Consider the following 22276-nt stretch of genomic DNA (forward strand, 5'->3'; position numbering starts at 1 on the left):
CATGCTCAGCCGCGTCAGCCGAACAGCCGTCTGGCGTTCTCCAGTCGGGAGGCCACGGTGCCCTCGATGGCCTCGTCGCCGAGCTCGACTCGAACGCCGCCGAGGACGTCGGGATCGATGATGACCTGCAGCACGACGTCACGGCCAGCCTGCTGGGACAGGACCGACTGCAGCCGAGAGCTCTGCTCCTCGGTCAGTGGTCGTGCGACCCGGACTGTGGCGATGCTCCGGCTCTGCTCGTCGGCCGCCAGCGTGACGTAGCCGTCCAGCGTGTTCGCGAAGTTGCGCTCCCGCGCCGCAACGGCTCTGGTGGCCAGTGTCACGGTCGCGTCGTTGGCGCGACCGCGCAGCAGGTCCTCGACCAACGCCTGCCGGTTGGCCAGCGGCACTGTCCGGTTGGACAGCGCAGCCAGCAGCGCGGAGTCACCCTCGACCATCCGGCCGAAACGGAACAGCTCGTCCTCCGTCTCAACCAGCTGACCACGATCACGCGCCGCCTTGAGCTGGGCCCGGACCGCCTGCCGCTCGAGCGCGTCGACGAACGAGCGGCCGCCACCCCAACGCTGAACCGCAGCCTCGGCCACCAGCTGGACCGCGGTCTCACCGACCTTGCCGTCGAACAGCGCGTGCGTCATCCCCTGACGCGACGCCTCCCGGATGGCGGGGTCGCTGAGCGTGCGGCGCAGCACGGCGCTGGCGGACAGCGCGTCCACCACCTGGAACAGCTCGCGAGCCAGCTGGTCGCTCACCGGCATGCCGTCCAGGACGTGGTCGAGCAGGCTCAGCCGTGCCTCCTCGCTCTGGCTCATGCGTGACCCGATTCGACCGGTTCGCTCTCCAGGTCGGCCAGGAACCGGTCGACCGTGCGACGGGCCCGCTCATCGTCCTCGAGCGACTCCCCGACGATCCGGCCGGCCAGTGTGGTGGCGAGGCCGCCGACCTCGGCACGCAACTGGTTGAGGACCTGAGCACGCTCGGCCTCGATGTGGGCGCGGGCACTGGTGATGATCCGGTTCGACTCGCTCTGAGCCTGCTCGCGCATCTCAGCCAGGATCTGTGCGCCCTGGCTCTTGGCGTCCTCGCGAATCCTGGCTGCCTCGCCTCGGGCGTCGGCCAGCTGACGCTGGTATTCCTCCAGCGCTGCCTGTGCCTCGGCCTGTGCCTTCTCGGCCTTCTCCATGCCACCCTGGATCGCCGCCGTGCGCGCCTCATAGGTCTCTTCGAATCGCGGCACCACGAGCTTCGCGACCAGAGCCGTCAGAATGATAATGAAGACGACCGCGGCGATGATCTCGATCAGGTGCGGAAGCAGTGGACCGAGGTCCACCGCCAGTGGCAACAGTGTCGTCATCGGAAGGATCCCTTACTGGGAGAAGACGAAGGCCAGGGCGATACCGATGATCGCCAGCGCCTCGGTCAGGGCGAAGCCGATCCAGGCGGTGCCCATCATGGCGCCCTGGGCCTCAGGCTGCCGTGCGGTCCCCTCGATCACCTTGCCGAAGATGATGCCGACGCCGATACCGGGGCCGATGGCGCCGAGACCGTAGCCGATGGAGCTGAGCGAACCGGTGATCTCCATTGGAGTCATTTCTTTGTTCCTTTCACGGGTCTCCCCCAGAGGTAGGGAAGATCTATGGTGTGGTCAGTGCTCCTCGGCGGCAGCCGAAGAGATGTATTGGGCGGTCAGAACGGTGAAGATGTAGGCCTGCAGACCTTGCACGACCACTTCGAGTCCGAAGATCGCAAGGCTGAAGATGAGCGAAGCGCCACCGGCGATGTTGTTGAAGAGCGACTTGCTCTCGAACAGCAGGTACTCGCCGCCCAGCACGAAGACCAGCACCAGCAGGTGACCGGCGAACATGTTGGCGAAAAGTCGGAGCGAGAGGGTGACCGGCCGGACCAGGATATTGGAGATGAACTCGATCGGGATGACCAGCGGCAGCATCCAGACCGGGACACCGGACGGCCACACGGTGCGCTTCAGGTAACCGCCGACACCGTGGGTACGAATACCGACAGCGTTGTACAGCACCCAGGTGACCAGTGCCAGTCCGTAGGCCCAGCCGACATGGGAGGCGGTCGGGAAGAGAGTCAGCGGGAAGACACCCCACAGGTTGTTCACCAGGACGAAGGAGAACAGCGCAATCAGGTAGGGCAGATACTTCTTGAAATCATGCCCGATGTAGTCGCGGGCGATGCTGTTGCGGATCAGGAAGTAGGCCTGCTCCGCCAGGTACTGACCCTTGCCGGGCACCAGCGCACCCTTCCGCGCAGCCCAGACCCAGAAGGCCAAGATCAAGATCACGGCAACGATCGCCTGCAGCATCGGCTTGTCCAGCCAGGACAGCCAAGGCGTGTCGAAGAGCGGTGGCGTATTGAAGTCCTCGACACCGGGCGGCTTGAAGCCGCCGCCCTCCATCGGAACTAGCACCGGGCCTAGACGTCCCACTGGTCCTCCTCTATCTGCCCGCTCACCGCGTGTCGTCCCGGTTCGGTTCCGGTGCGCGACCGAAGCGTCTGATGATCAAATACACGCCACCTGCGGCACCGAGAACGATGCCGATCGGCAGCAGAAAACTTGTACCCAGGTAGTGATCGCCCAACCAGCCCAGGAAGCCATAGACCGCTACCCCGGCGATCAGATACGACAGCACCTGCAGGCCCTGGCTCGTCCCGTCCGATTTCTGGCTCATGGCGACTCACACGGTAGCAGCCATCACCCGGTCCGGTCACTCTGCATCACCGGCCCCAGCAGGCGCCACGTACTCGGTGTCGTAGATGCCGATTCGCAGTCGAGAGAAGACCAGGACCTCGACGGTGAGCCACCCCACGACGACAACGATGGTGGTGACGAAGATGGCCATCGGCACCAGTGTCGGCCAGGCTTCGCGGTGGCTGTTGTAAGACCACAGCGCGACTCCCAGCAGCACGATCCTGGCCGTATAGCTGACCATTGAGACCAGCATCAGGGTCCGGGCGCCAGCGTTGGCGAACAACACCATCACGAGCTGTCCGACGGTATAGAAGAAGAGCACCATGGCGGACGCCAGCGCCGCCGAGACCAGACCTGGCGACCCAATGACGAGGGCGAAGATGATGACACAGGCGACGGCCGCAGCCACCCCACCGACAAGGCCGCCGAGCAATAGCTTGCGCGCCCGGACAACGTGGACACTTGGTCCTCCCCGTCCGGGGGTTGCTGGGGTATCAGTCGTCATCTGGCGGCTGTCCTGTCCTGCGGCCGTAGCCGTCGCGGGCTGGTCTGAAAGTGCTTGTGAAAAATAGCACAAAGTCGTCGGCCGGGGGAAACCGCCCCGGTGGGGGACCTGCCTATTTCGCGGCTACGGCCTTCTTCACAGGTCGACCCACCGTCAGCACGACCAGCACCAGCGTGAGGACCAGGATGACGACAGCCACCTTCCAGCTGCGGACCAGGCCGAACGCGATCACGCCGAAGCTGACCAGCGCCGACCAGACGTACATCAGCAGCACCGCCCGGCGTTGGCTGTGGCCGCGCTCGATCAACCGGTGGTGCAGGTGCTGTTTGTCGGCGACGAACCACCAGGTGCCAGCCTTGGTACGACGGATGTAGGCCAGCATCACGTCCAGGAACGGCAGGGCCAGGATGGCCAACGGCAGCACCAGCGGGAGGATCGCGGGGATCAGGCCCCCGCTGCCGCCGCTGAGCTGGTTGGAGTCGATCTGGCCTGTCAGGCTGACGCTCGAGCAGGCCAGCAGGAGGCCGAGCAACATCGCGCCGGAGTCGCCCATGAACATCCTGGCCGGCCAGAAGTTGTGCGGCAGGAAGCCCAGACAGGCGCCCACCACGGCCACAGTGATCAGGCTCGAGGTGGTCGCCCGGGGCAGACCTTCGTTCACAGTCAGCAGATAGGAGTACGAGAAGAAGGCAAGTGCGCCGATCCCCACCACCCCGGTGGCCAGGCCGTCCAGCCCGTCGACGAAGTTCACGGCATTGGAGCAGAGCACGATGAAGAACACGGTGATCGCCACCGAGGCTGAGCTCGACAGCGAGATGGTCTGGCCGGGCAACGGGATCCACAGCATCTTGACGCCGAGCTGGACCACGATCCCGGCAGCCACGATCTGGCCGGCGAACTTGGCGATCGGACTCAGCTCGAACAGGTCGTCCAGCACCCCGACCAGGCAGATGACCACGGCCGCGATCAATACCGCCCGCGAGTCGTACTGCACGATCAGCTGCCGGCCCAGGAACGGCAGGTGGCCCGCCACCAGGAAGGCGGCAGCCACGCCGAGCAGCATCGCCGCACCACCGAAATAGGGGATCGGGATGGTGTGCACGTCGCGATCGCGGACCTTGGCGACTGCACCGGTACGCAGAGCCAGACGCCGGAAGACGCCGCTGACCAGATAGGTGGTCGCGGCCGCGATCAGCAGGACGAGCAGGTATTCGCGCACTCAGCCCTCCGTTGTGGGCGGCGGCTCGTCGGCCGGTTCGCCCCCCTGAGGACGGGGGTCGCGATGTCCCGTCTCCGCGGTCTCCCCCTCGACGCTCCCCGCCTCCCGGATCAGGGCTGCCGCCTCGGCGCTGGTCGCCGGCGCCTCGACGGGCTCGTTGCCGTGGTCGGCGCCGCCCTCGTTCTCGCCGGTCCCGTCCGGCGGGGATACCTGCCCCGACTCCTCAGGTGCATCCGACTCCTCCAGTGCACCGGGCTGCTCGAGTGAGGCCGGTTCCTCGAGTGCGGCGGGCTCCAACGGCTCCTCGGCGGGCGGGTTGAGGTCGACGATGTCCGGGCAGTGCTGGCGCAGGGTCTCGATGCTGAGGGCCCCTCGCCGCAGGATGACGCCGTGCTCCTCGATGCTGAAGTCGACAATGGTCGACGGCGCTCCGTCGCCACCGAGCGGTCCACCGTCGAGATAGACCGCGACCGCGTCGCCGAGCTGCTGGATCGCCTCGTCACAGCTCAGAGCCGCCGGCTGTCCGCTGCGGTTGGCGCTGCTGACCGCCATCGGGCCGGTCCGTCGAAGCAGGGTGCGAGCCAGGTCGTGGTCGGGAACCCGGAGAGCGACGGTCCCCTGGGTGTCACCCAGGTCCATCTGCAGCGAGGGCTGCGCCTTGCAGATCACGGTCAGCGGCCCCGGCCAGTACGCCTCGACCAATGCCTTGGCAGCCGCCGGCACGTCGACGGCCAGGGCGCGGATCAGGCTGGGCTCGGCGATCAGCACCGGCGGCGGCATGTCGCGACCCCTGCCCTTGGCATCCAGCAGGCTCTGGACCGCGTCAGAGGAGAAGGCGTCCGCCCCGATGCCATAGACGGTGTCGGTCGGCAACACAATGCACTCACCGCGCTCGATGGCGCTGCGTGCGGCTTCGGCGGCCGCCTCGATCGCTGCGTCCTCATTGCTGGTGCAGTCGTAGCGCTGATAGGCGACGATCTCGTCGGGCTCGTACCCCTCTTCGTCGGGTTCGTACGCCTCTACGTCGGGTTCCTGCGCCTCTTCGTCGGATGCGTGCGCCTCTACGTCGGGTTCCTGCGCCTCTTCGTCGGATGCGTGCGCCTCTACGTCGGGTTCCTGCGCCTCTTCGTCGGATGCGTGCGCCTCTTCGCCGGATGCGGGAACCTCCGCTTCGGACTCGTCCGCGTCCGCAATCGCCCTGTCCCCCGCTGCCTCATCGGCGCCGGGATCAGCCCCGGCGGTGTCCTGGCCGTTGCCGGCGTCCGGGTTCAGCTCGGCGCCCGCCGCCGGTTCCACCCCCGGCAGGGTCTGCGACAGCTCCGGCTTGTCGCCGGTCTCCGGCGCGGGCTCGTTGCGGGAAGCCGGTGCCGACTGGGTCTCCTCGCCGGAGGCCGGCGTTGCCGCGGGCTCGTCGACCGGGGTGGCCTGATCGGCCCGGATGTCGCGATCTTGCTGCTCACTCACTCGGTCAATCCTGCCAGACCGGCCACCGACGCCGACGCAGCCGGGCGGACCAGCCTCAACCGCGTCTCCGGGCTGTGACGAACCGGGGACGGTCGGTGAGGTCCCGGTGGTCCCGCACCTGGCCGTAACGGCCGTCGGCGACGAAGACTGCCGGGGCGGACTCCGCCTGCACTTCCGCGTGCTCGGCGCAGAGCCAGCCTCCGGGCCGCAACAGGCGCGCGCCGACCTCGCACAGCACCCGCATCGCGTCCAGCCCATCGTCTCCGGAGAACAGGGCCACGAACGGATCATGGTCACGCACCTCCGGGGTGACCGACTCGTACGCCTCCAGCGGGATGTACGGCGGGTTGGCGATCACCAGATCGACCGTGCCGTCGAGCTCCGGCAGCGCGTCGGCCATGTCCCCCAGCTGCAGCCGAATCTCCGTCGCGGCCAGATTGCGCTCGGCCCAGGCCAGTGCATCGGCTGACACCTCGACGGCGTACTGCTCGCAGCCAGGGATCTCGTCGGCGATGGCTTTCGAGATGGCCCCAGAGCCGGCACACAACTCCACCACGACCGGCTGCGCGCCGGACTGTACGAGCTCGCGCAGCCGATCGATCGCCCAGCCGGTCATCACCTCGGTCTCCGGCCGAGGGACGAAGACCCCCGGGCCGACCTCGAGCTCGACGTGGCGGAAGTAGGCGACGCCGGTCAGGTGCTGGAGCGGTTCGCGCTCGGCACGGCGGGTAACCAGCAGCTCGAACTCGGCGGCCTGCGCCGGGGTGACCGAGTCAATCAGCAGCAGCCGGCCCGGTTCAACGCGCAACACGTGCGCCAGCAGCCGCCGGGCGTCCAGCTGCGGGCTGTCGATGCCAGCAGCGACGAGTTGCGCGGCCGCTCGAGTCAGCAGGGCACGCGTCTCAGCCATCCGATCTGCCACCGTCTTCGTCGAGGCGCTCAGGAGGCGGCATCGCCGAAGTGCGCCAGCCGCTCGGCGATGTCGGCCTCCTGCAGAGCAGCGATCACAGCGCCCATGTCGCCGTTGAGCACCTGGTCGAGGTTGTAGGCCTTGAAACCGATCCGATGGTCGGCGATCCGGTTCTCGGCGAAGTTGTAGGTGCGGATCCGCTCGGAGCGGTCGACGGTGCGGACCTGGCTCTTTCTGGCCGCCGAAGCCGCGTTGGCGGCTTCCTCCTCGGCAGCTGTGATCAACCGTGCTCGGAGCATCCGCATGGCCTGCTCGCGGTTCTGCAGCTGCGAGCGCTCGTTCTGGCAGGAGACGACGATGCCGCTGGGCAGGTGGGTGATCCGGACGGCGGAGTCGGTGGTGTTGACGCCCTGGCCCCCCGGCCCGGAGGCGCGGAAGACGTCGATACGCAGGTCGTTCTCGTCGATCTCGACCTCGGTCTCCTCCACCTCAGGCATGACCAGGACCCCGGCGGCCGAGGTGTGCACCCGACCCTGGGACTCGGTCACCGGGACGCGTTGCACGCGGTGCACTCCGCCCTCGAACTTCAGCACTCCGTACGGCATCGAGTCGGGGTCGCCGACCGAGTTCGCCTTGACCGCGATGGTCACAGACTTGTAGCCGCCGAGGTCGGTCTCCTGCGCATCCAGCACCTCGACCTTCCAGCCGCGGGACTCGGCGTACCGGGTGTACATCTTGAGCAGGTCCCCGGCGAACAGGGCCGACTCCTCGCCGCCCTCCCCCGACTTGATCTCGATCAGGGCGTCACCCGAGTCGTTGGGGTCCCGCGGCGCCAGCAGCTTGGTCAGCCGTTCGACCAGCACCTCCTGGCGGTCGGAGAGCTCGGTCACCTCTGCAGCGAAGGACTCGTCCTCATCGACCAGCTCCCGTGCAGCGGTCAGGTCGTCGGACACCCGGTCGTACTCGTCGAGGGCGCGCACGATCGGGGTGAGCTCGGCGTAGCGGCGACCCACCTTGCGGGCCTTCGCCATGTCGGCGTGCACTCCGGGGTCGGCAAGGGCAGCCTCGAGCTCTGCGAACTCCGCCCGCAGATGGTCAGCGGCCTCGAACATGACACGACTCCTCGGGTTGACGCCTGCCCCGGCAGCAGGATGGACAGATGCAAAGCGCCGGGTGGCAGAGGAACTCCTCTGCCACCCGGCGCGGTTGCGAAGCTACTTGGACTTCTTGGCGGCGGCGTAGCGCTTCTCGAAGCGTGCGACCCGGCCACCGGTGTCGAGGATCTTCTGCTTACCGGTGTAGAACGGGTGGCAGGCCGAGCAGACCTCGGTACGCAGCACGCCTTCGGGCGAGGTGCTCCTGGTCGTGAAAGAGTTACCGCAGGTGCAGGTGACCTGGGTCTCCACGTAGTTCGGGTGGATGTCGCGCTTCATGGGTTCTCCTCGGATCGGTTGTACCGGGTCGCAGCCCATCGCGCTGATGGATGCGTGAACCGGTACCGACGCACTAGTGTGCCGCAGAAACTCTGCCCCAGCAAAACGTCGGCAGGCCAGCTTTTAGTCCCTCGCTCCGCTCGCGCCCTCGGCCGGCCCAGATCCCCGCGCTCTGGTCTGAGCCTGTCGAAGAGCATCACGCGCTCTGAGCCTGTTGAAGAGCACCACGCGCTCTGAGCCTGTCGAAGAGCACCCTTCGACAGGCTCAGGGCACGGCCGACAAGCTCAGGGCACGGCCGACAAGCTCAGGGCACGTTCTCGGTCCGATCAAAAACTCGACAGAACGCGACTTCTGCCGCCCAAATGTGCCGATCCCGGCCCAGAACTCGTCAGAACGCGAGTTCTGGCACTGCGGGTCAGGACATGTCCTCGCGGTTGGGCATGGTCTTGACGATGGACATCAGGAAGTCGCCATTGCTCTGCGTCTTGCGCAGCCGGTCCAGCAGCATCTCCAGGGCCTGCAGCCCGTCCAGCCCAGACAGCACCCGGCGCAGCTTCCAGACGATGGCCAGTTCTTCCTTGCCCATCAGCAGCTCCTCGCGGCGGGTGCCGGAGGCATCCACGTCGATGGCCGGGAAGATCCGCTTGTCGGCGAACTCGCGCCGCAGCCTGAGTTCCATGTTGCCGGTGCCCTTGAACTCCTCGAAGATCACCTCATCCATCTTCGAGCCCGTCTCGATCAACGCAGTGGCCAGAATGGTCAACGAGCCACCGTGCTCGATGTTGCGGGCCGCACCGAAGAAGCGCTTCGGCGGGTACAAGGCCGACGAGTCGACACCGCCGGAGAGGATCCTGCCACTGGCGGGGGCGGCAATGTTGTACGCACGGCCCAGCCGGGTGATCGAGTCCAGCAACACGACGACATCGTGGCCCAGCTCGACCAGACGCTTGGCTCGCTCGATCGCCAGCTCAGCCACTGTGGTGTGGTCATCCGCGGGACGGTCGAAGGTGGAGGCGATGACCTCACCCTTGACGGTTCGCTGCATGTCGGTGACCTCTTCAGGTCGCTCGTCGACCAGCACCACCATGAGATGCACCTCAGGGTTGTTGGTGGTGATGGCATTGGCGATCGCCTGCAGCACCAGGGTCTTGCCCGCCTTGGGGGGCGAGACGATCAGGCCGCGTTGTCCCTTGCCGACCGGGGCGACGATGTCGATGATCCGAGTCGTCATCACATTGGGAGCGGTCTCCAACCGGAGCCGTTCCTGCGGATAGAGCGGGGTCAGCTTGCCGAACTCGGGTCGGTTCTTCGCCTTCTCGGGGTCGTCGCCGTTGATCGACTCGACCCGCACCAGCGGGTTGAACTTCTCCTTGCGCTCGCCTTCGCGAGACTGCCGGATCAGACCGGCGACGACGTCACCCTTGCGCAGGCCGAACTTCTTGACCATGGAGAGCGAGACATAGGCGTCGTTGTCCCCGGGCAGGTAGCCGGTGGTACGCACGAACGCATAGTTGTCCAGCACATCCAGGATCCCGGAGGTCGCGACCAGCACGTCGTCGTCCGAGACGACCGGCTCCGACTCGTACCGGTCCATGGTCATCGTCCCGCTGCGGCCACGGCGGTTCTGCCGGTCACGGTTGCGGCGACGCCGGCCCCGACGGTTGCCGCCGTCGTCGTCGTAGTCCCGGCTGCTGCTGTCCCGCTGATTGTTCTCGCGCTGGCTCTGGTTGTTGTCGCGCTGGCTCTGGCGGTTGTTGTCGCGCTGGTTCTCGCGCTGACCGTTGTCGCGCTGGTTCTCGCGCTGACCGTTGTCGCGCTGGTTCTCCCGCTGACCGCTGTCGCGCTGACCGCTGTCGCGCTGGTTGCTGTCGCGCTGACCAGTGTCGCGCTGACCAGTGTCGCGCTGGGTGTTCTCCCGGTTGCTCGAGCGCCGACTACGACGCTCGCTCTGACCGTCGCCCTCGGATGAGCCCTGTTCACCTCGCTCGCCGGTGTCTGCCCGCGCTTCACCCTGCTGATCTTGGGTACGGTCCTGCGGCTGCGCGGTGCGGTCGTCGCTGCGCTGGCGCTCATCATTGCGCTGGCGGTCGAGGCGTGGCTGGGTCGACTGGCCGGCGTCGAGCGTGGGCTGCTGCGCCCCGTCCGCTCGCTGGCCATTGTCTCGGCGAGTCTCGGCGTTGCGGGCCTCGGCCTCGCGGTTATCCCGCACCTGGGCGCCACGGTCGTTGCTGGTGGGCGCATGCCCGCTGCTCGGGGTGCCGCCGTTGTGGTGAGCGCCGGCGTCCGCCTGCGGACCGGCCGCCGGAGCGTTGCCGCCCGGGGACGTGTGCTGTCGGCCACCGTTGGTGGCTCGGTCGGCACCGGTGCCGGACTGGGCCCCGCGGATGGCGTCGATCAGCTGGCCCTTGCGCATGGCGCCGGCGCCCTTGAGTCCGAGTGTCGCGGCAAGTTGCTTCAGCTCGGGAAGCACCATCGCCTCCAGACCTGATCCCTTCCGCTTGCGCCCTGCTGAACCCTCGGGGGTCTGCATGCGAGCGTCAGTCACTTCGGCTGCTTCTGTCACGTGTGTCCTTTCGGAATGGGCTGGTATGCCCTTCCCCTACTCCTCGCACAAGCGGCGAGCGAGCATTTGATTTCGGTTTGCCCAAGGTCGTAGTCGCGTCACTGGAAGGTGGTGATCCAGGAGAGTCTGTGACGTTCCCTGCTTTGCGCCGGGCCCTGTCGCGCCTGACCTTTGAGGCGCTGCCTGGTGGGGAGATACCGCAGACTGCGGTCTGTTCTCCTCTTCAGCAATCCCAGGTTAGCACTCCATTCCCGCCACCTGTCACTTCCGTGCCACCCTGGCACATTGTTCAGCCGGGCGGCCAGGCGCCGACCACCCGGGCGCCCGCACCGACACCCAGCTGCCGGGCCACGAAAGCAGGTGGAGCCAGAGCAGCGGCTCGGTGCAGCTCGGCCGGCAGGCCGAACACCAGAACAGAGGGCCCAGCACCACTGATGACCGCTGCAAACCCCTTGTTTCGAAGGGATGTGAGCAACTCGTACGACTCTGGCATGGCGCTGGCGCGATAGCTTTGGTGGAGCCGGTCCTCGGTTGCGGCGAACAGCAGCTCCGGGTTCCCGGCGAGCGCCTGGACGAGCAGTGCCGCCCTGCCGGCGTTCGCGCTCGCGTCCTGATGGGACACCTGTGCCGGCAGCAGACCCCGGGCGGCCATGGTCGGTACCGGCGTGTCGGGGACCAGAACCAGCATCTCGATGCCGTCCAGCACCGTGCCCTCGGCCACCTGGATGCCCCCTTCGGCCGGGTAGGCAACGACGAAACCGCCATAGATGGCGGCGGCCACGTTGTCCGGATGCCCCTCGATCTCGTCGGCGAGCTGCAGCAGCCAGCCCCGGTCGAGCCCGCGACCGGCCAGAGCCAGCGCTGCCACCAGACCAGAGACGATGGCGGCCGATGAGGATCCGAGCCCTCGCCCATGCGGGATGGAGTTGCGGCAACTCAGGTGCAGGCCGGGCACCGTCACGCCGAGCACCTGAAAGGCCCGCAGTGCCGAAGCGATCACCAGGTGGCGCTCATCGCGCGGCACCTCATCAGCACCCTGCCCGGCGACGTCGGCACTGAACCCTCGTTCGGTGACCTCGAGGCGGACGGCATCCTGCCAGTCGAGCGCGAGACCGAAGCTGTCGAATCCGGGACCGAGGTTGGCACTGGTGGCGGGCACCTCCACCGTCACGCTGGCCCCGACCTGCAGCTGTCCTGGTGCGCCGTAGCCAGACGCCGGCATCCGGTTAACCGTCCAGCTCGCAGGCGCCCGCCACGGCTGCAAGCTCGGCCGGAACGACCTCGGCCTCGATTGCACCGGTGCCGGAAAGGGCGGTATCGATGTCCTTCAGGCCGTGGCCGGTGACGGTGATCACGATCTGCTGACCCCGGTCGATCTCGCCACGGAGCTGCTTGGCCAGCAGGCCCGCGACGCCGGCCGCCGAGGCGGGCTCGACGAAAACACCCTCACGAGAGGCGAGGAAGTGTTGTGCGGCAAGGATCTGTTCGTCAGTGACCGCCTCGAACAGTCCACCCGACTGCTGTTGAGCGGCGATCGCCGCCGTTGTCGACGCCGGGTTGCCGATCCGGATGGCGGTAGCAACGGTCTCAGGGTGCAGCACCGGATGTCCCAGCACCAGGGGCGCGGCGCCGGCTGCCTGGAACCCCCACATACGTGGGCGCCGAGTGGACACCTTCGCCTCTGCGTACTGCACATAACCGCGCCAGTAGGCGGTGATATTCCCGCCGTTGCCCACTGGGAGCACATGCAGGTCGGGGGCATCGCCCAGCTCGTCGACGATCTCGAAGGCAGCGGTCTTCTGACCCTCGATCCGCGCCGGGTTGACCGAGTTGACCAGGGCCACCGGATAGCTGTTGGACAACGCTCGCGCCAGCGCGAGGCACTGGTCGAAGTTCCCGTCGATCTGGACGATCTTGGCGCCGTGGACGACGGCTTGGGCCAGCTTGCCAGCCGCGATCCGACCGGCCGGCAGCAACACGATAGGCAGCAACCCGCCGCGGGAGGCGTACGCGGCAGCGGAGGCTGAGGTGTTGCCGGTCGAGGCACAGACGACCGCCTCGGCTCCGGCTCCGGCCGAGACGCTGACCGCAACAGTCATGCCGCGGTCCTTGAAGGAACCGGTGGGGTTGGCACCCTCAACCTTCAGATAGGTGTCGCAGCCGAGGATCTCCGAGAGCGCCTCGGCGGCCACCAACGGCGTACCGCCCTCGCCCAGGGTGATCACCGGATCGGTGTCGCTCACCGGAAGCCAGCTGCGGTAGCGCTCGATCAGCCCGCGCCGGCGTACCGGCTCGGCCATGACCCCCGCTTGTGTCTGCCCGGCCATCTCATTCACCTTCCACTCGCATGACACTGATCACCTGTTGGACGACGTCGAGTCCGCGCAGGGCCTCGACCGTCGCACTCAAAGCGGCGTCGGTCGCCCGGTGGGTGACGATCACCAGCTGAGCGTCGCCCTCTCGCCCCTGCTGCCGGACCGTCTGGATCGACACCTCGTGTTCGGCGAAGCACAGCGCAATCGTCGCCAGCACTCCGGCCACGTCCGCGACCTCGAGGGACAGGTGGTAGCGGGTGACCACATCACCGATCGGTGACACGGTCCGCCGGGCATAGCTGGACTCCCCCGGTCCTGGCGCTCCCCGCAGACGGTTGCGGGCCACGGTGACCAGGTCGCCGAGGACGGCACTGGCCGTCGGCGGTCCACCGGCTCCCGGGCCGTAGAACATCAGCCGACCGGCCGACCGGGACTCGACGAAGACCGCGTTGTAGGCGCCGCCCACACCGGCCAGTGGATGGCTGCGCGGGATCATCGCCGGGTGTACGCGCACCGACACCGTCCGCTCGGCGTCCGGCGCAGCCGGGTCGACCTCGGACAGCTGGCAGATGGCGAGCAGCTTCACGACACAGCCCATCTCCCGGGCCGAGGCGATGTCGGTGGAGGTGACGTCGGTGATCCCCTCGCGGTAGACGTCAGCGCCGGTCACCCGGCTGTGAAATGCCAGGCTGGACAGGATGGCCGCCTTGGCGGCGGCATCGAACCCCTCGATGTCCGCTGTCGGGTCGGCCTCCGCATAGCCGAGCTCCTGAGCCTCGGCGAGGGTTTCGGCGAAACCGGCGCCGTCGATGTCCATCTTGTCCAGGATGAAGTTGGTGGTGCCGTTCACGATGCCGATCACCGAGGTGATCTCGTCACCCACCAGCGACTCGCGCAGCGGCCGGATGATCGGTATCGCCCCGGCGACCGCGGCCTCGAAGTACAGGTCGACGCCGGCCTTCTCGGCTGCCGTGAACAAGGTGGACCCGTCCTCGGCCAGCAAGGCCTTGTTCGCGGTGACCACCGAGGCGCCGTGCTCCATCGCCGCCAGGATCAGCGACCGGGCGGGTTCGATGCCGCCGATCACCTCGACCACCAGGTCGACGTCCTCGCGACGCACCAGCTCCTCGGCGTCGGTGGTGAAGAGTGCGGGGTCGATGCCCGGGCGGGTGCGGTTCAGCCGCCGGACGGCGATGCCCACCAGCTCGAGCGGGCGCCCCACCCGCGCACCCAGGTCGCGGCCCTGCTCGTTCAGCAGTCGGACCACCTCGGAGCCGACCACTCCGCACCCCAGCAGCGCGACCCGAAGCGGCCGGGTCACCGGATCGACGCTGGCCGCTTGCTGCTGTTGGTTGGTCATCGTGCGGTGGACCTCGGTGCTTTCTGCTGCGCGTGCGGATGGGACGGGAGGATCAGGGACGGGAGCGGCTTCATTGTTCACCATCGGGGACCGACCATCGACTTCGGGCGATCTCCGGGGCCAGAGTCTCCCTGCGCGACGAGGTCACCCGACATCGAGGGCGATCAGGTCATCGATCGTCTCGCGCCGGATCAGGGTGGTGATCTCACCGCGGCGGACCGACACCACCGGCGGCCGTGGTACGTGGTTGTAGTTGCTGGCCATCGACCGGCTGTATGCGCCCGCGGCCGGTACGGCAACCAGGTCGCCGGGCACGATGTCGGCCGGCAGGAACTCGTCCCTGACCAGGATGTCGCCACCCTCGCAGTGCTTGCCGACCACCCGGGACAGCGCCGGCGGTGCGCTGGAGCGCCGTGAGGCGAGCGTGGCGGAATACTCGGCCGCATACAGGGCGGTCCGGATGTTGTCGCTCATCCCGCCGTCCACGGCGACGTAGAGCCGGGCCGCGTTGCCGTCGAGCTGGACGGTCTTGACCGTCCCCACCCGATAGAGCGCGAAGGTGCTCGGGCCGCTGATGGCCCGTCCGGGCTCGATCGACAGGTGCGGCACCGCGACACCGAGGGCGGCACACTCGGAGGTCACGATCTCGTGCAGAGCGGCTGCCAGCTCCTGCGGCGTCGACGGGGTGTCGGCGCTCGTGTAGGCGATCCCGAAGCCGCCGCCCAGATCGAGCTCGGCCAGCTCGATCCCGGTCGTCCGGGCGAACTCCGCATGCAGCCGCAGCGTCCGGCGGGCTGCCACCTGGAACCCCTCGGCATCGAAGATCTGCGAGCCGATGTGGGAGTGGATGCCCGCCAGCTCGAGCTGGGGATGATCATGACAGGCCAACAGCGCCTCGGCCGCGGCACCGCCGGCGATCGAGAATCCGAACTTCTGGTCCTCGTGGGCGGTGGCGATGTATTCGTGGGTGTGCGCCTCCACCCCGGTCGTGACCCGCACCATCACCCGGGCCGACTGGCCCCGGTCGGAGCAGATCCGACCGAGCCGGGCGATCTCGTCGAAGGAGTCCACGATGATCCGGCCGACGCCGGCCTCGAGCCCGGCGAGCAACTCGGCCTCGCTCTTGTTGTTGCCGTGCAGACCGATCCGCTCGCCAGGCACGCCGGCGCGCAGTGCCACGGCCAGCTCCCCACCGGTGCAGACATCGACGCCGAGCCCCTCCTCGGCGACCCAGCGGGCCACCGCCGTACACAGGAAGGACTTGCCGGCGTAGTAGACGTCCCAGCCGGCGAACGCGGAGGCGAAGTCGCGGGCCCGGGCCCGAAGGTCATCTTCATCCAGCACGTAGGCGGGGGTGCCCACCTCAGCGGCGATGCGCGCCACATCGACACCCGCGACCTGCAGCACTCCCGACTCGCTCTTGGACACGTTCGCACTCCACAGCCGCGGCATCAGGGCGTTGACATCCTCGGGCACGGCCAGCCAGCCCGGCGCCCGCGAGGCGACGTCGGCATGGATGGAGCCGGCGACGTGCGAATGGGTCATGGAAAAAGAGTGCCAGACCGTCCCGCACGCCCCGGCCGATTATCAGTCGCTGGACTCGTCACCGGCCACCACCGGCCCGGCGCCCGGCCAGCCTCCGGTCAGGCAGACGGACAGCAGTCTGTGGCGGTGCATGAGTGCGACAATAGAGGCCGGTCGAAGTGCGCCGGTCATCACTGGTACATTTCTCTTCGGCCCGCAGCCCAGCGGGTCGAGGCCATCACGTCTGGCCCCCGTAGCTCAGGGGATAGAGCACCGCCCTCCGGAGGCGGGAGCGCAGGTTCGAATCCTGCCGGGGGCGCACTCGTCGCAAGCCGGGCCGCAACGGCCAGAAGGCCGGGTCGCCGAGCGACGCCAGTGATAGATTCCCTCAAGCCCATGTTCCTGCTCACGGTTCGGTCTGGACTTGACTTCTGTATCCCCACCCTCTGCTTCCGGCCCCGCCTCCTTGATCGGGCGTCTCGCCGACCGCTATGACCGACACCGCGGCGGACGTGCCGTCATCGGCTGGTGGGTCGTCACCCGGTTGATCATCATCGCCCTGATGTCGACCATCGAAAGCTTCGTGGTCGGCGACGTCTTCTACTACTGGCGAAAGACCGCCGCGCTCTGGGAGGTCGGGCTGCCGAGCACGCTGAACGAGTACCCGACCCCGGTCGCCTGGATCCTCTGGCTGCCGTATGGACTCAGTGCCGGCCACCGGGTCGGTTACCTGGTCGCCTTCATCGCGTTGATGATGGTGCTCGATGGGGCCTTCTGTTATCTGCTCTGGCGGATGAACGGCCGTCGGCACGACCGGGCGATCGACTTCTGGCTGGTCTTCGTCCTCCTGGTCGGCCCACTGGCTTACCTGCGCTTCGACCTGCTGCCGGCGGTGCTCGCCGGTGGAGCGTTGCTCTACGCCAGGCGACATCCCTGGGTGACCGGTGCCTTCACCGGGCTCGGAGCCGCCATCAAGCTGTGGCCGGCCCTGCTGATGCCGGCCTTCCTCGCGCACCGACCAGGCCGCAAGGACGCCTCGGCGACTTTCGTCGGGGTCGGTTTCGGCCTGGCCCTGCTGAGCCTGCTGCTCGGTGGTTGGGGCCGGCTGGTCTCGCCGCTGACCTGGCAGTCCGGGCGTGGGCTGCAGATCGAGTCGGTCTGGGCCACCCCGTTGATGATCCTCCGGGCCATCCGTCCGCACGCCTGGGTCGTCGACATCTCCCGGTTCCAGGCGTACGAGATCTTCGGCTCCGGCGTGGGCTCAATGCTGCTGCTCAGCAACTTGGCGACCGTGGTGGGCTTCGTCGTGATGATCGCCCTGTTCGCCCGCGGGTTCCGCACCGACCCGTCACCGATCGCCGTCGGACTGGTCATCCTGTCCGTGGTGGCCATCATGGTGGTGACCAACAAGACCCTCAGCCCGCAGTACCTGCTCTGGCTCGGCGGCCCGATGGCGGCCCTGCTGGCGATGAAGGCGGAACTGGCCGAGGATGAGCGGGCGTTGATCAGACGGCTCGGCAAGCAGCTGGTGCTGCTCGCGCTGCTGACCCATCTGGTCTACCCGAGCCTCTATGACGGCCTGCTGGGCAGGCAGGGCCACGTGATGATCATCATCTCGACGGTCGCCGTCACGCTGCGCAACCTCGCCCTGGTGCTCTTCACCGTCGAGGTCTGCCGGCTGGCCTGGAGGTTCCTCGGCCCGGAGCAGCAGAAGGGCCGCCACGGTTCCGTGGCAGCCCTCCGATGAAGCTGTCGGTCTGATCAGCTCCGGCTGTACTTCTTGACTTTCGGGTCGCTGGCGACTGCGTCACAGGCCTTCTGCATCGCGGCAACGAACTGGTCCGCGTTGGAGCGGCCGGTGGTCAGGTTGGCCATCTCCCGCTTGCCGGCGTCGTTCATCTCCGCATACCAGCCGGCGTAGCTGACTGACACCACGTTGTCGCCGGCGGCGGCGGTGGCGTCCGAGACCGACTTCAAGGCGGTGCTCGGGTTCTTCAGGTCCTCACCGGCCCCCTTGACGGCCACCAACGAGCCGGTCGACGCCGAGAACTTGGTCGCACCCTCCTTGCTGAGCATCCGCCGCAGGTATTCGTAGGCGCCGGGCTTGTTCTTGGCCTGCTCGGAGACGATGAAAGGCTCCCCGGCGCCGCCGTTCAGCGTCTCGAACGGCATCTTGTCACTGGAGGTCAGCGACGGGATCGGCTGTACGACCATGTCGAAGCCCTCCGGCACCTTGCCCTTCATCTCGTTCTCGAGCCAGGAGCCGCAAGGGATCACCGCAGCCTTGCCGAGCAGCCACTGGGTCTGCGAGGTGGTGTGATCCATGCCCTCGGCTCCCTTCATGATGTAGCCGTCCTTGTAGAGCTTCTCGACCGCCTTGGCGGCTGTCAGCACCGAGTCGTTGGCCCAGGCGTCAGGCTTCAGGTTGTCCAGGCCCAGCATGATGTCCTTGCCGCCATGCTTGATCGCCATCGTGGTGAGGATGTTCATCATGTACTGGGTGTGCACACCGGTGTGGATGAACGGGGCCATCTTGCCCTGGTCCTTGATCTCCTTGCAGAGGGCGAAGAAGTCGTCCCACGTCTTGGCGGGCTCCCAACCGTTCTTGTCGAACAGCGGCTTGGAGTACCAGAAACCCCACATGGAGAAGACGTAGCCGAGCTGGCGGAAGACCCCGTCGAAGGATCCGCCCTCGACGGCACCGGGAAGCATCAGATCGCCGATCTTGGTGTTCGGGTCGTCGATGCTCGGAGCATCCAGCAGCGGCTGCAGGTCGGCCAGCTGGTTCTTGTCCACCAGGGCCGAGGTGGGCATCGCGTCGGCACCGGAGTTGTCGATCACCTCCGGCGGGGTGCCACCGGCGAACCGGGGCTGCAGCGTGGTGGCGATCTTGACGGTCGAGGTCATCTTCGCCACCTCGGAGCCGGCCCAGTCGTTGTACAGCGCCACATGGGCCTTGCCGTACTCGTCGCCGTAGCCACCATCGAAGATGACCACCTCCAGGGGTGCCTTCTTGTCGACGCCGAACGGGTTGTCGGCGGTCTTCTCGCCGGCTGCCTGGCTCTCCGAGCCACCCGCAGCGCCCCCTCCGCCACCAGCCGCGCAGGCGGACAGGGCACCCCCCGCACCCACCAGTGCGGCACCGAGAGCGGCCGACTTGATCAGCGTGCGTCGACTGACGCCGGAGCTGCCCTCCGAGCCGCCGAACGTCAGTGCTGTGCGAATCTCGTCGCTCATTGCTTTCCTTTCATCGAGACCGTGTCGACGTCGAGTACGGTCATTACGTAGTTGCTGCGGGAGGTCACTTCAACGCCCCCGCGGTCATGCCCGACTGGATCTGCTTCTGGAAGATCAGGTAGAGGACCAGCACCGGGGCCATGCCGATCATCAAGCCGGCGAACAGCCCGGAGAAGTCCGATCGGTAGCCGGCGGTCGCCGCCAGGATGGCGAGCCCCTGGGGCACCACGAACTTGCTCTCGTCGGTGACCAGGAAGACGGGTATCAGGTACTGGTTCCACAACCCCAGCGCGTTGAAGATGCCGATGCTGATCATGCCGGGACGGGCCATCGGCAGCATCACCGAGAAGAACGTCCGGTAATGACCGGCTCCATCCACAAAGGCGGCCTCGGAGATCTCCTTGGGCAGGGTCGAGAAGAAGCCTGTGAGGAAGAAGACGGTGAAAGGCATCGCGTAGGCGACGTAGACGGCGATCAGCCCGTGGTAGGTGTTCAGCAGACCGAACCCCTTGACCACGCCGAACAGTGGCACGATCGCCAGGAACAGGGGCACGGCCATCGCGCCGATGAAGGCGTAGCGCAGGATGGTGCGCCCCGGGAACTCGTAGCGGGCCAGGCAGTAGGCCACCATCGCGCCCAGCACCATCACGATCACCACCGAGGCGGTCACCACGATCAGGCTGTTGAAGAAGTACTGGGAGATGTGGGACGCGTTCCACGCCCGGGCGTAGTTGTCGAACTGCAGCGCCGCGGGTGGCTTCCAGGAGTCCACGAAGATCTCGTTATCGGTCTTCAGCGAGGAGAACAGCACCCAGATCAATGGGATGGCCACGATCAGCGCCCAGCCGATCAGGAACACGTGCGTGAAGACGGTGAGTCCACGCTCACCGCGACCGACCTTGATGGGTGCGGTCTCCTGCGACAGCTTCAGTTGTTCGCCAGGAGGCGCGGCAGCAAGCGTCACATCTCCACCTCTTCCCTCTTGGTCGCCCGCAAAGTGAACGCGGCCAGCACGATGGTGATGAAGAACAAGATCACTCCCTGCGCCGTGGCGTAGCCGAACTGGCCCTGCTCCTTGAAGTTCTTATAGATGGACAGGGCCATCACCGTGGTCGACTCGTTGGGCCCACCCGGCCCGATGGTCATGATCTGGACGATGGCGAAGGCGTCCAGCGCCATGATGCCCAGATAGATGAACGCCACCTGCAGCGAGGGCCGTAGCAGGGGGAAGGTGATCAGCCGGAAGCTCTGCCAGCGACTGGCCTTGTCGATCGCGGCCGCCTCCAGCAGCTCCCGCGGGATGTTGGCCATCGCCGCCGAGAAGTAGACCATGTAGAAGCCGACGTTGGTCCAGACCAGAGTCACGATGACGGTCAGCAGTGCGGTCCTGGGGTCTGCCAGCCAGGACGGCGGGTCGGCACCCGGGAACAGCCGCAGCATTGAGTTGAGCAGCCCGGAGGGCTGGAAGACCTGTTGGAACATGATGCCCAGTGCGGCCACCGAGATGACCTGCGGCACGAAGAAGAGGATCCGGTAGAACGATGATCCCCGGACGCCGCGAATCTGGCCGCCCTTGGTGCTGCCGGACAGGTTCAGCATGGCAGCGAAGAACAGGGCGATGGCGATGGTGGCGGCAGGCACGATGAGCAGCAGGATCAGGTTGTTGCGTAGGCCCATCCAGAAGAACCGGTCAGGCGGGCCCTCGATACCGAACAGGTAGGCGAAGTTCTGCAGACCGATGAAGTTGTAGGTGGGGGTGTAGCCGGTCCAGTCGGTCAGAGCCAGGTAGAAGGCCTGGGCGTAGGGCGAGACGACGAAGATGACGAAGATGGCCATCGGCAGCGCCATGAAGACCGTGAGGAACCGATACTTGCCCTGACGCACCTGGCGGACCACCCTTCTTCACCCGTCTGAGTAGTGGACACCTAAACACAAATGCGCATGATTTGCCGTATGACGGGCAGAAGGTGCACTAATTTGCAACAAAGCTGTCACATTTGGATCAAGTTTGAGGAGCCGTATGCCCGACCCGTCCACCGCCCTTGTGATCGGCGCGGACATCGGAGGAACGTCGACCCGGGTGGCGGTCGCCGACCTCTCCGGTCGGGTCTTGAATCTGGCGCGCGGCGGTCCGGGGAACCCCAACTCGGTCGGGCTGGCCGGCTCTGCCGACCAGATCCGCGCTGTCACGGCTGAGGCCCTCGAGGGACTGAGCGGGGAGGTGGTGGCCGCCACCCTCGGCCTGGCCGGAGGGAGTCGGATCACCGACCAGGCGCCGTTCCTGCGCTCGGCGGTCCCTGAGACGGTGCGCTGCCTCCCGCGGCTGGTGTCGGACTTCGCAGTGTCGTTCTGTTCCGGCACCCCGGCCCGAACCGGCTATGCCGTCATCGCCGGCACTGGAGCAGGCTCGGGCCGGATCAGCGACGACGAGATGGTCGAGCGGCGCGATGCCTGGGGCTGGCTGCTCGGCGACGAGGGTTCGGGCTTCTGGCTCGGCCGGGCCGCGGTCCGGGCCACCCTGCTGGCGTTCGAACGAGACCGTCCGCTCGGTCCGTTGGGGCACCGGGTGCTGGATTTCGCCGGCTGCCGCACCCCGGTGGACCTGATTGCCACCTGCTACGCCCATCCGCCGACCTGGCTGGCCTCGTTCGCCACGTTGGTCAGCGAGACCGCTGCTCTCGACCCGGTGGCGCGTGAGATCACCGAGGAGTGCGCTGCCATCCTCACCGGGTCCGTGCTCAGCCTCGACCCCCGGCCCGGCCTGCCCATCGTTCTGGGAGGTTCGGTGCTCACCGAGCCGGGCCCGATCAGCAACGCGTTCGAGCGGCACCTGTCCGCACAGTTGCCCAATCCGGTGCTGCGTTCCAGTCTGGGGGTGCTCGGCGCCCTCTGGATCGCCCTTCGCGGACTCGTCGCTGACGATCCGGCGGTGCATGCGCAACTGCTGGCCACCGGCGCTGCCTGGCGCTGACCCGAGGGACGATGATGCCGGTTGACACTCTGGCAACCCGCCTGCCAACCACTCGACACCT

Annotated in this window: 21 protein-coding genes and 1 tRNA gene; 3 read left to right on the forward strand and 19 right to left on the reverse strand. The window is 67.2% G+C overall.

The features are described 5' to 3' along the window. Positions 1-14: 14 nt before the first annotated feature. The 16 genes from JOE57_RS01605 to lysA form a co-directional block, all read right to left on the reverse strand. A complete protein-coding gene (locus JOE57_RS01605; protein ID WP_204916093.1) occupies positions 15-809 on the reverse strand; it encodes a F0F1 ATP synthase subunit delta in 795 nt (264 codons plus the stop codon). Beyond that, on the reverse strand, positions 806-1351 hold the full coding sequence (locus JOE57_RS01610) for a F0F1 ATP synthase subunit B (protein ID WP_420827662.1): 546 nt from the start codon (positions 1349-1351) through the stop codon (positions 806-808). The genes JOE57_RS01605 and JOE57_RS01610 overlap by 4 nt, the downstream gene beginning before the upstream one ends. Before the next feature lie 12 nt (positions 1352-1363). Then, complete coding sequence (gene atpE / locus JOE57_RS01615) at positions 1364-1588, reverse strand: ATP synthase F0 subunit C (protein WP_204916094.1); 225 nt, start codon at positions 1586-1588, stop codon at positions 1364-1366. 54 nt (positions 1589-1642) lie between these two features. Further along, a complete protein-coding gene (gene atpB, locus JOE57_RS01620; RefSeq protein ID WP_204920140.1) occupies positions 1643-2419 on the reverse strand; it encodes a F0F1 ATP synthase subunit A in 777 nt (258 codons plus the stop codon). 52 nt (positions 2420-2471) lie between these two features. Further along, the gene (locus tag JOE57_RS01625; protein ID WP_239578807.1) at positions 2472-2693 is read right to left on the reverse strand and encodes an AtpZ/AtpI family protein; all 222 of its coding nucleotides are present in this window, start codon (positions 2691-2693) and stop codon (positions 2472-2474) included. Positions 2694-2729: 36 nt separating this feature from the next. Further along, positions 2730-3122 (reverse strand): hypothetical protein, encoded by a 393-nt coding sequence (locus tag JOE57_RS01630; protein ID WP_204916095.1) that lies wholly within the window; start codon positions 3120-3122, stop codon positions 2730-2732. Positions 3123-3330: 208 nt separating this feature from the next. Then, entirely contained in the window at positions 3331-4437 is a 1107-nt protein-coding gene (locus JOE57_RS01635) for an MraY family glycosyltransferase (protein ID WP_204916096.1), read from the reverse strand. Further along, positions 4438-5901 (reverse strand): L-threonylcarbamoyladenylate synthase, encoded by a 1464-nt coding sequence (locus JOE57_RS01640; protein ID WP_338041100.1) that lies wholly within the window; start codon positions 5899-5901, stop codon positions 4438-4440. A 55-nt stretch (positions 5902-5956) separates the two neighbouring features. Then, the gene (gene prmC, locus JOE57_RS01645) at positions 5957-6811 is read right to left on the reverse strand and encodes a peptide chain release factor N(5)-glutamine methyltransferase (protein WP_204916097.1); all 855 of its coding nucleotides are present in this window, start codon (positions 6809-6811) and stop codon (positions 5957-5959) included. A gap of 29 nt (positions 6812-6840) precedes the next feature. Next, on the reverse strand, positions 6841-7923 hold the full coding sequence (gene prfA / locus JOE57_RS01650) for a peptide chain release factor 1 (protein WP_204916098.1): 1083 nt from the start codon (positions 7921-7923) through the stop codon (positions 6841-6843). Between the two features lie 102 nt (positions 7924-8025). After that, a complete protein-coding gene (gene rpmE, locus JOE57_RS01655) occupies positions 8026-8244 on the reverse strand; it encodes a 50S ribosomal protein L31 (protein WP_204916099.1) in 219 nt (72 codons plus the stop codon). 416 nt (positions 8245-8660) lie between these two features. Continuing rightward, the gene (gene rho / locus JOE57_RS01660) at positions 8661-10775 is read right to left on the reverse strand and encodes a transcription termination factor Rho (protein ID WP_204920145.1); all 2115 of its coding nucleotides are present in this window, start codon (positions 10773-10775) and stop codon (positions 8661-8663) included. 322 nt (positions 10776-11097) lie between these two features. Then, complete coding sequence (gene thrB / locus JOE57_RS01665) at positions 11098-12030, reverse strand: homoserine kinase (protein ID WP_204916100.1); 933 nt, start codon at positions 12028-12030, stop codon at positions 11098-11100. Positions 12031-12034: 4 nt separating this feature from the next. Beyond that, positions 12035-13135: a threonine synthase gene (gene thrC / locus JOE57_RS01670; RefSeq protein ID WP_239578808.1), complete on the reverse strand. Its 1101-nt coding sequence runs from the start codon at positions 13133-13135 to the stop codon at positions 12035-12037. 1 nt (position 13136) lies between these two features. Continuing rightward, positions 13137-14483, reverse strand: coding sequence for a homoserine dehydrogenase (locus tag JOE57_RS01675; RefSeq protein ID WP_204916101.1), 1347 nt, complete (start codon positions 14481-14483; stop codon positions 13137-13139). A 144-nt stretch (positions 14484-14627) separates the two neighbouring features. Next, complete coding sequence (gene lysA / locus JOE57_RS01680; RefSeq protein ID WP_204916102.1) at positions 14628-16028, reverse strand: diaminopimelate decarboxylase; 1401 nt, start codon at positions 16026-16028, stop codon at positions 14628-14630. A gap of 226 nt (positions 16029-16254) precedes the next feature. Between lysA and JOE57_RS01685 the strand changes: the two genes are divergently transcribed. Together JOE57_RS01685 and JOE57_RS01690 are read left to right on the forward strand one after the other, a co-directional pair. Next, positions 16255-16326 (forward strand) — tRNA-Arg (locus tag JOE57_RS01685). 105 nt (positions 16327-16431) lie between these two features. Beyond that, a complete protein-coding gene (locus JOE57_RS01690) occupies positions 16432-17754 on the forward strand; it encodes a glycosyltransferase family 87 protein (protein WP_204916103.1) in 1323 nt (440 codons plus the stop codon). Positions 17755-17768: 14 nt separating this feature from the next. Here the strand turns inward: JOE57_RS01690 and ngcE are convergent, their stop codons facing one another. The 3 genes from ngcE to JOE57_RS01705 all read right to left on the reverse strand — a co-directional run bounded on the left by ngcE (position 17769) and on the right by JOE57_RS01705 (position 21128). Further along, the gene (gene ngcE, locus JOE57_RS01695; protein WP_204916104.1) at positions 17769-19244 is read right to left on the reverse strand and encodes an N-acetylglucosamine/diacetylchitobiose ABC transporter substrate-binding protein; all 1476 of its coding nucleotides are present in this window, start codon (positions 19242-19244) and stop codon (positions 17769-17771) included. Between the two features lie 64 nt (positions 19245-19308). Further along, on the reverse strand, positions 19309-20208 hold the full coding sequence (locus JOE57_RS19065; protein ID WP_204916105.1) for an ABC transporter permease subunit: 900 nt from the start codon (positions 20206-20208) through the stop codon (positions 19309-19311). Beyond that, positions 20205-21128 carry an ABC transporter permease subunit gene (locus tag JOE57_RS01705; protein ID WP_204916106.1) on the reverse strand — a complete coding sequence of 308 codons (924 nt, stop codon included), beginning with the start codon at positions 21126-21128 and terminating at the stop codon, positions 20205-20207. The genes JOE57_RS19065 and JOE57_RS01705 overlap by 4 nt, the downstream gene beginning before the upstream one ends. A 136-nt stretch (positions 21129-21264) precedes the next feature. Between JOE57_RS01705 and JOE57_RS01710 the strand changes: the two genes are divergently transcribed. Further along, the gene (locus JOE57_RS01710) at positions 21265-22215 is read left to right on the forward strand and encodes an N-acetylglucosamine kinase (protein ID WP_204916107.1); all 951 of its coding nucleotides are present in this window, start codon (positions 21265-21267) and stop codon (positions 22213-22215) included. The last annotated feature ends 61 nt before the right edge of the window (positions 22216-22276 follow it).

The sequence above is a fragment of the Microlunatus panaciterrae genome, from assembly GCF_016907535.1.
GTDB lineage: Bacteria > Actinomycetota > Actinomycetes > Propionibacteriales > Propionibacteriaceae > Microlunatus > Microlunatus panaciterrae.

Bases quoted from the DNA above. Each gene is read 5' to 3' on its own strand.
- rho (WP_204920145.1), bottom strand. From the start codon at position 10,775: ATGCAGACCCCCGAGGGTTCAGCAGGGCGCAAGCGGAAGGGATCAGGT.
- thrB (WP_204916100.1), bottom strand. From the start codon at position 12,030: ATGCCGGCGTCTGGCTACGGCGCACCAGGACAGCTGCAGGTCGGGGCC.
- JOE57_RS01710 (WP_204916107.1), top strand. From the start codon at position 21,265: ATGCCCGACCCGTCCACCGCCCTTGTGATCGGCGCGGACATCGGAGGA.
- JOE57_RS01605 (WP_204916093.1), bottom strand. From the start codon at position 809: ATGAGCCAGAGCGAGGAGGCACGGCTGAGCCTGCTCGACCACGTCCTG.
- atpB (WP_204920140.1), bottom strand. From the start codon at position 2,419: ATGGAGGGCGGCGGCTTCAAGCCGCCCGGTGTCGAGGACTTCAATACG.
- JOE57_RS01675 (WP_204916101.1), bottom strand. From the start codon at position 14,483: ATGACCAACCAACAGCAGCAAGCGGCCAGCGTCGATCCGGTGACCCGG.
- JOE57_RS01610 (WP_420827662.1), bottom strand. From the start codon at position 1,351: ATGACGACACTGTTGCCACTGGCGGTGGACCTCGGTCCACTGCTTCCG.
- atpE (WP_204916094.1), bottom strand. From the start codon at position 1,588: ATGACTCCAATGGAGATCACCGGTTCGCTCAGCTCCATCGGCTACGGT.
- prmC (WP_204916097.1), bottom strand. From the start codon at position 6,811: ATGGCTGAGACGCGTGCCCTGCTGACTCGAGCGGCCGCGCAACTCGTC.
- prfA (WP_204916098.1), bottom strand. From the start codon at position 7,923: ATGTTCGAGGCCGCTGACCATCTGCGGGCGGAGTTCGCAGAGCTCGAG.
- ngcE (WP_204916104.1), bottom strand. From the start codon at position 19,244: ATGAGCGACGAGATTCGCACAGCACTGACGTTCGGCGGCTCGGAGGGC.
- lysA (WP_204916102.1), bottom strand. From the start codon at position 16,028: ATGACCCATTCGCACGTCGCCGGCTCCATCCATGCCGACGTCGCCTCG.
- thrC (WP_239578808.1), bottom strand. From the start codon at position 13,135: ATGGCCGGGCAGACACAAGCGGGGGTCATGGCCGAGCCGGTACGCCGG.
- JOE57_RS01625 (WP_239578807.1), bottom strand. From the start codon at position 2,693: ATGAGCCAGAAATCGGACGGGACGAGCCAGGGCCTGCAGGTGCTGTCG.
- rpmE (WP_204916099.1), bottom strand. From the start codon at position 8,244: ATGAAGCGCGACATCCACCCGAACTACGTGGAGACCCAGGTCACCTGC.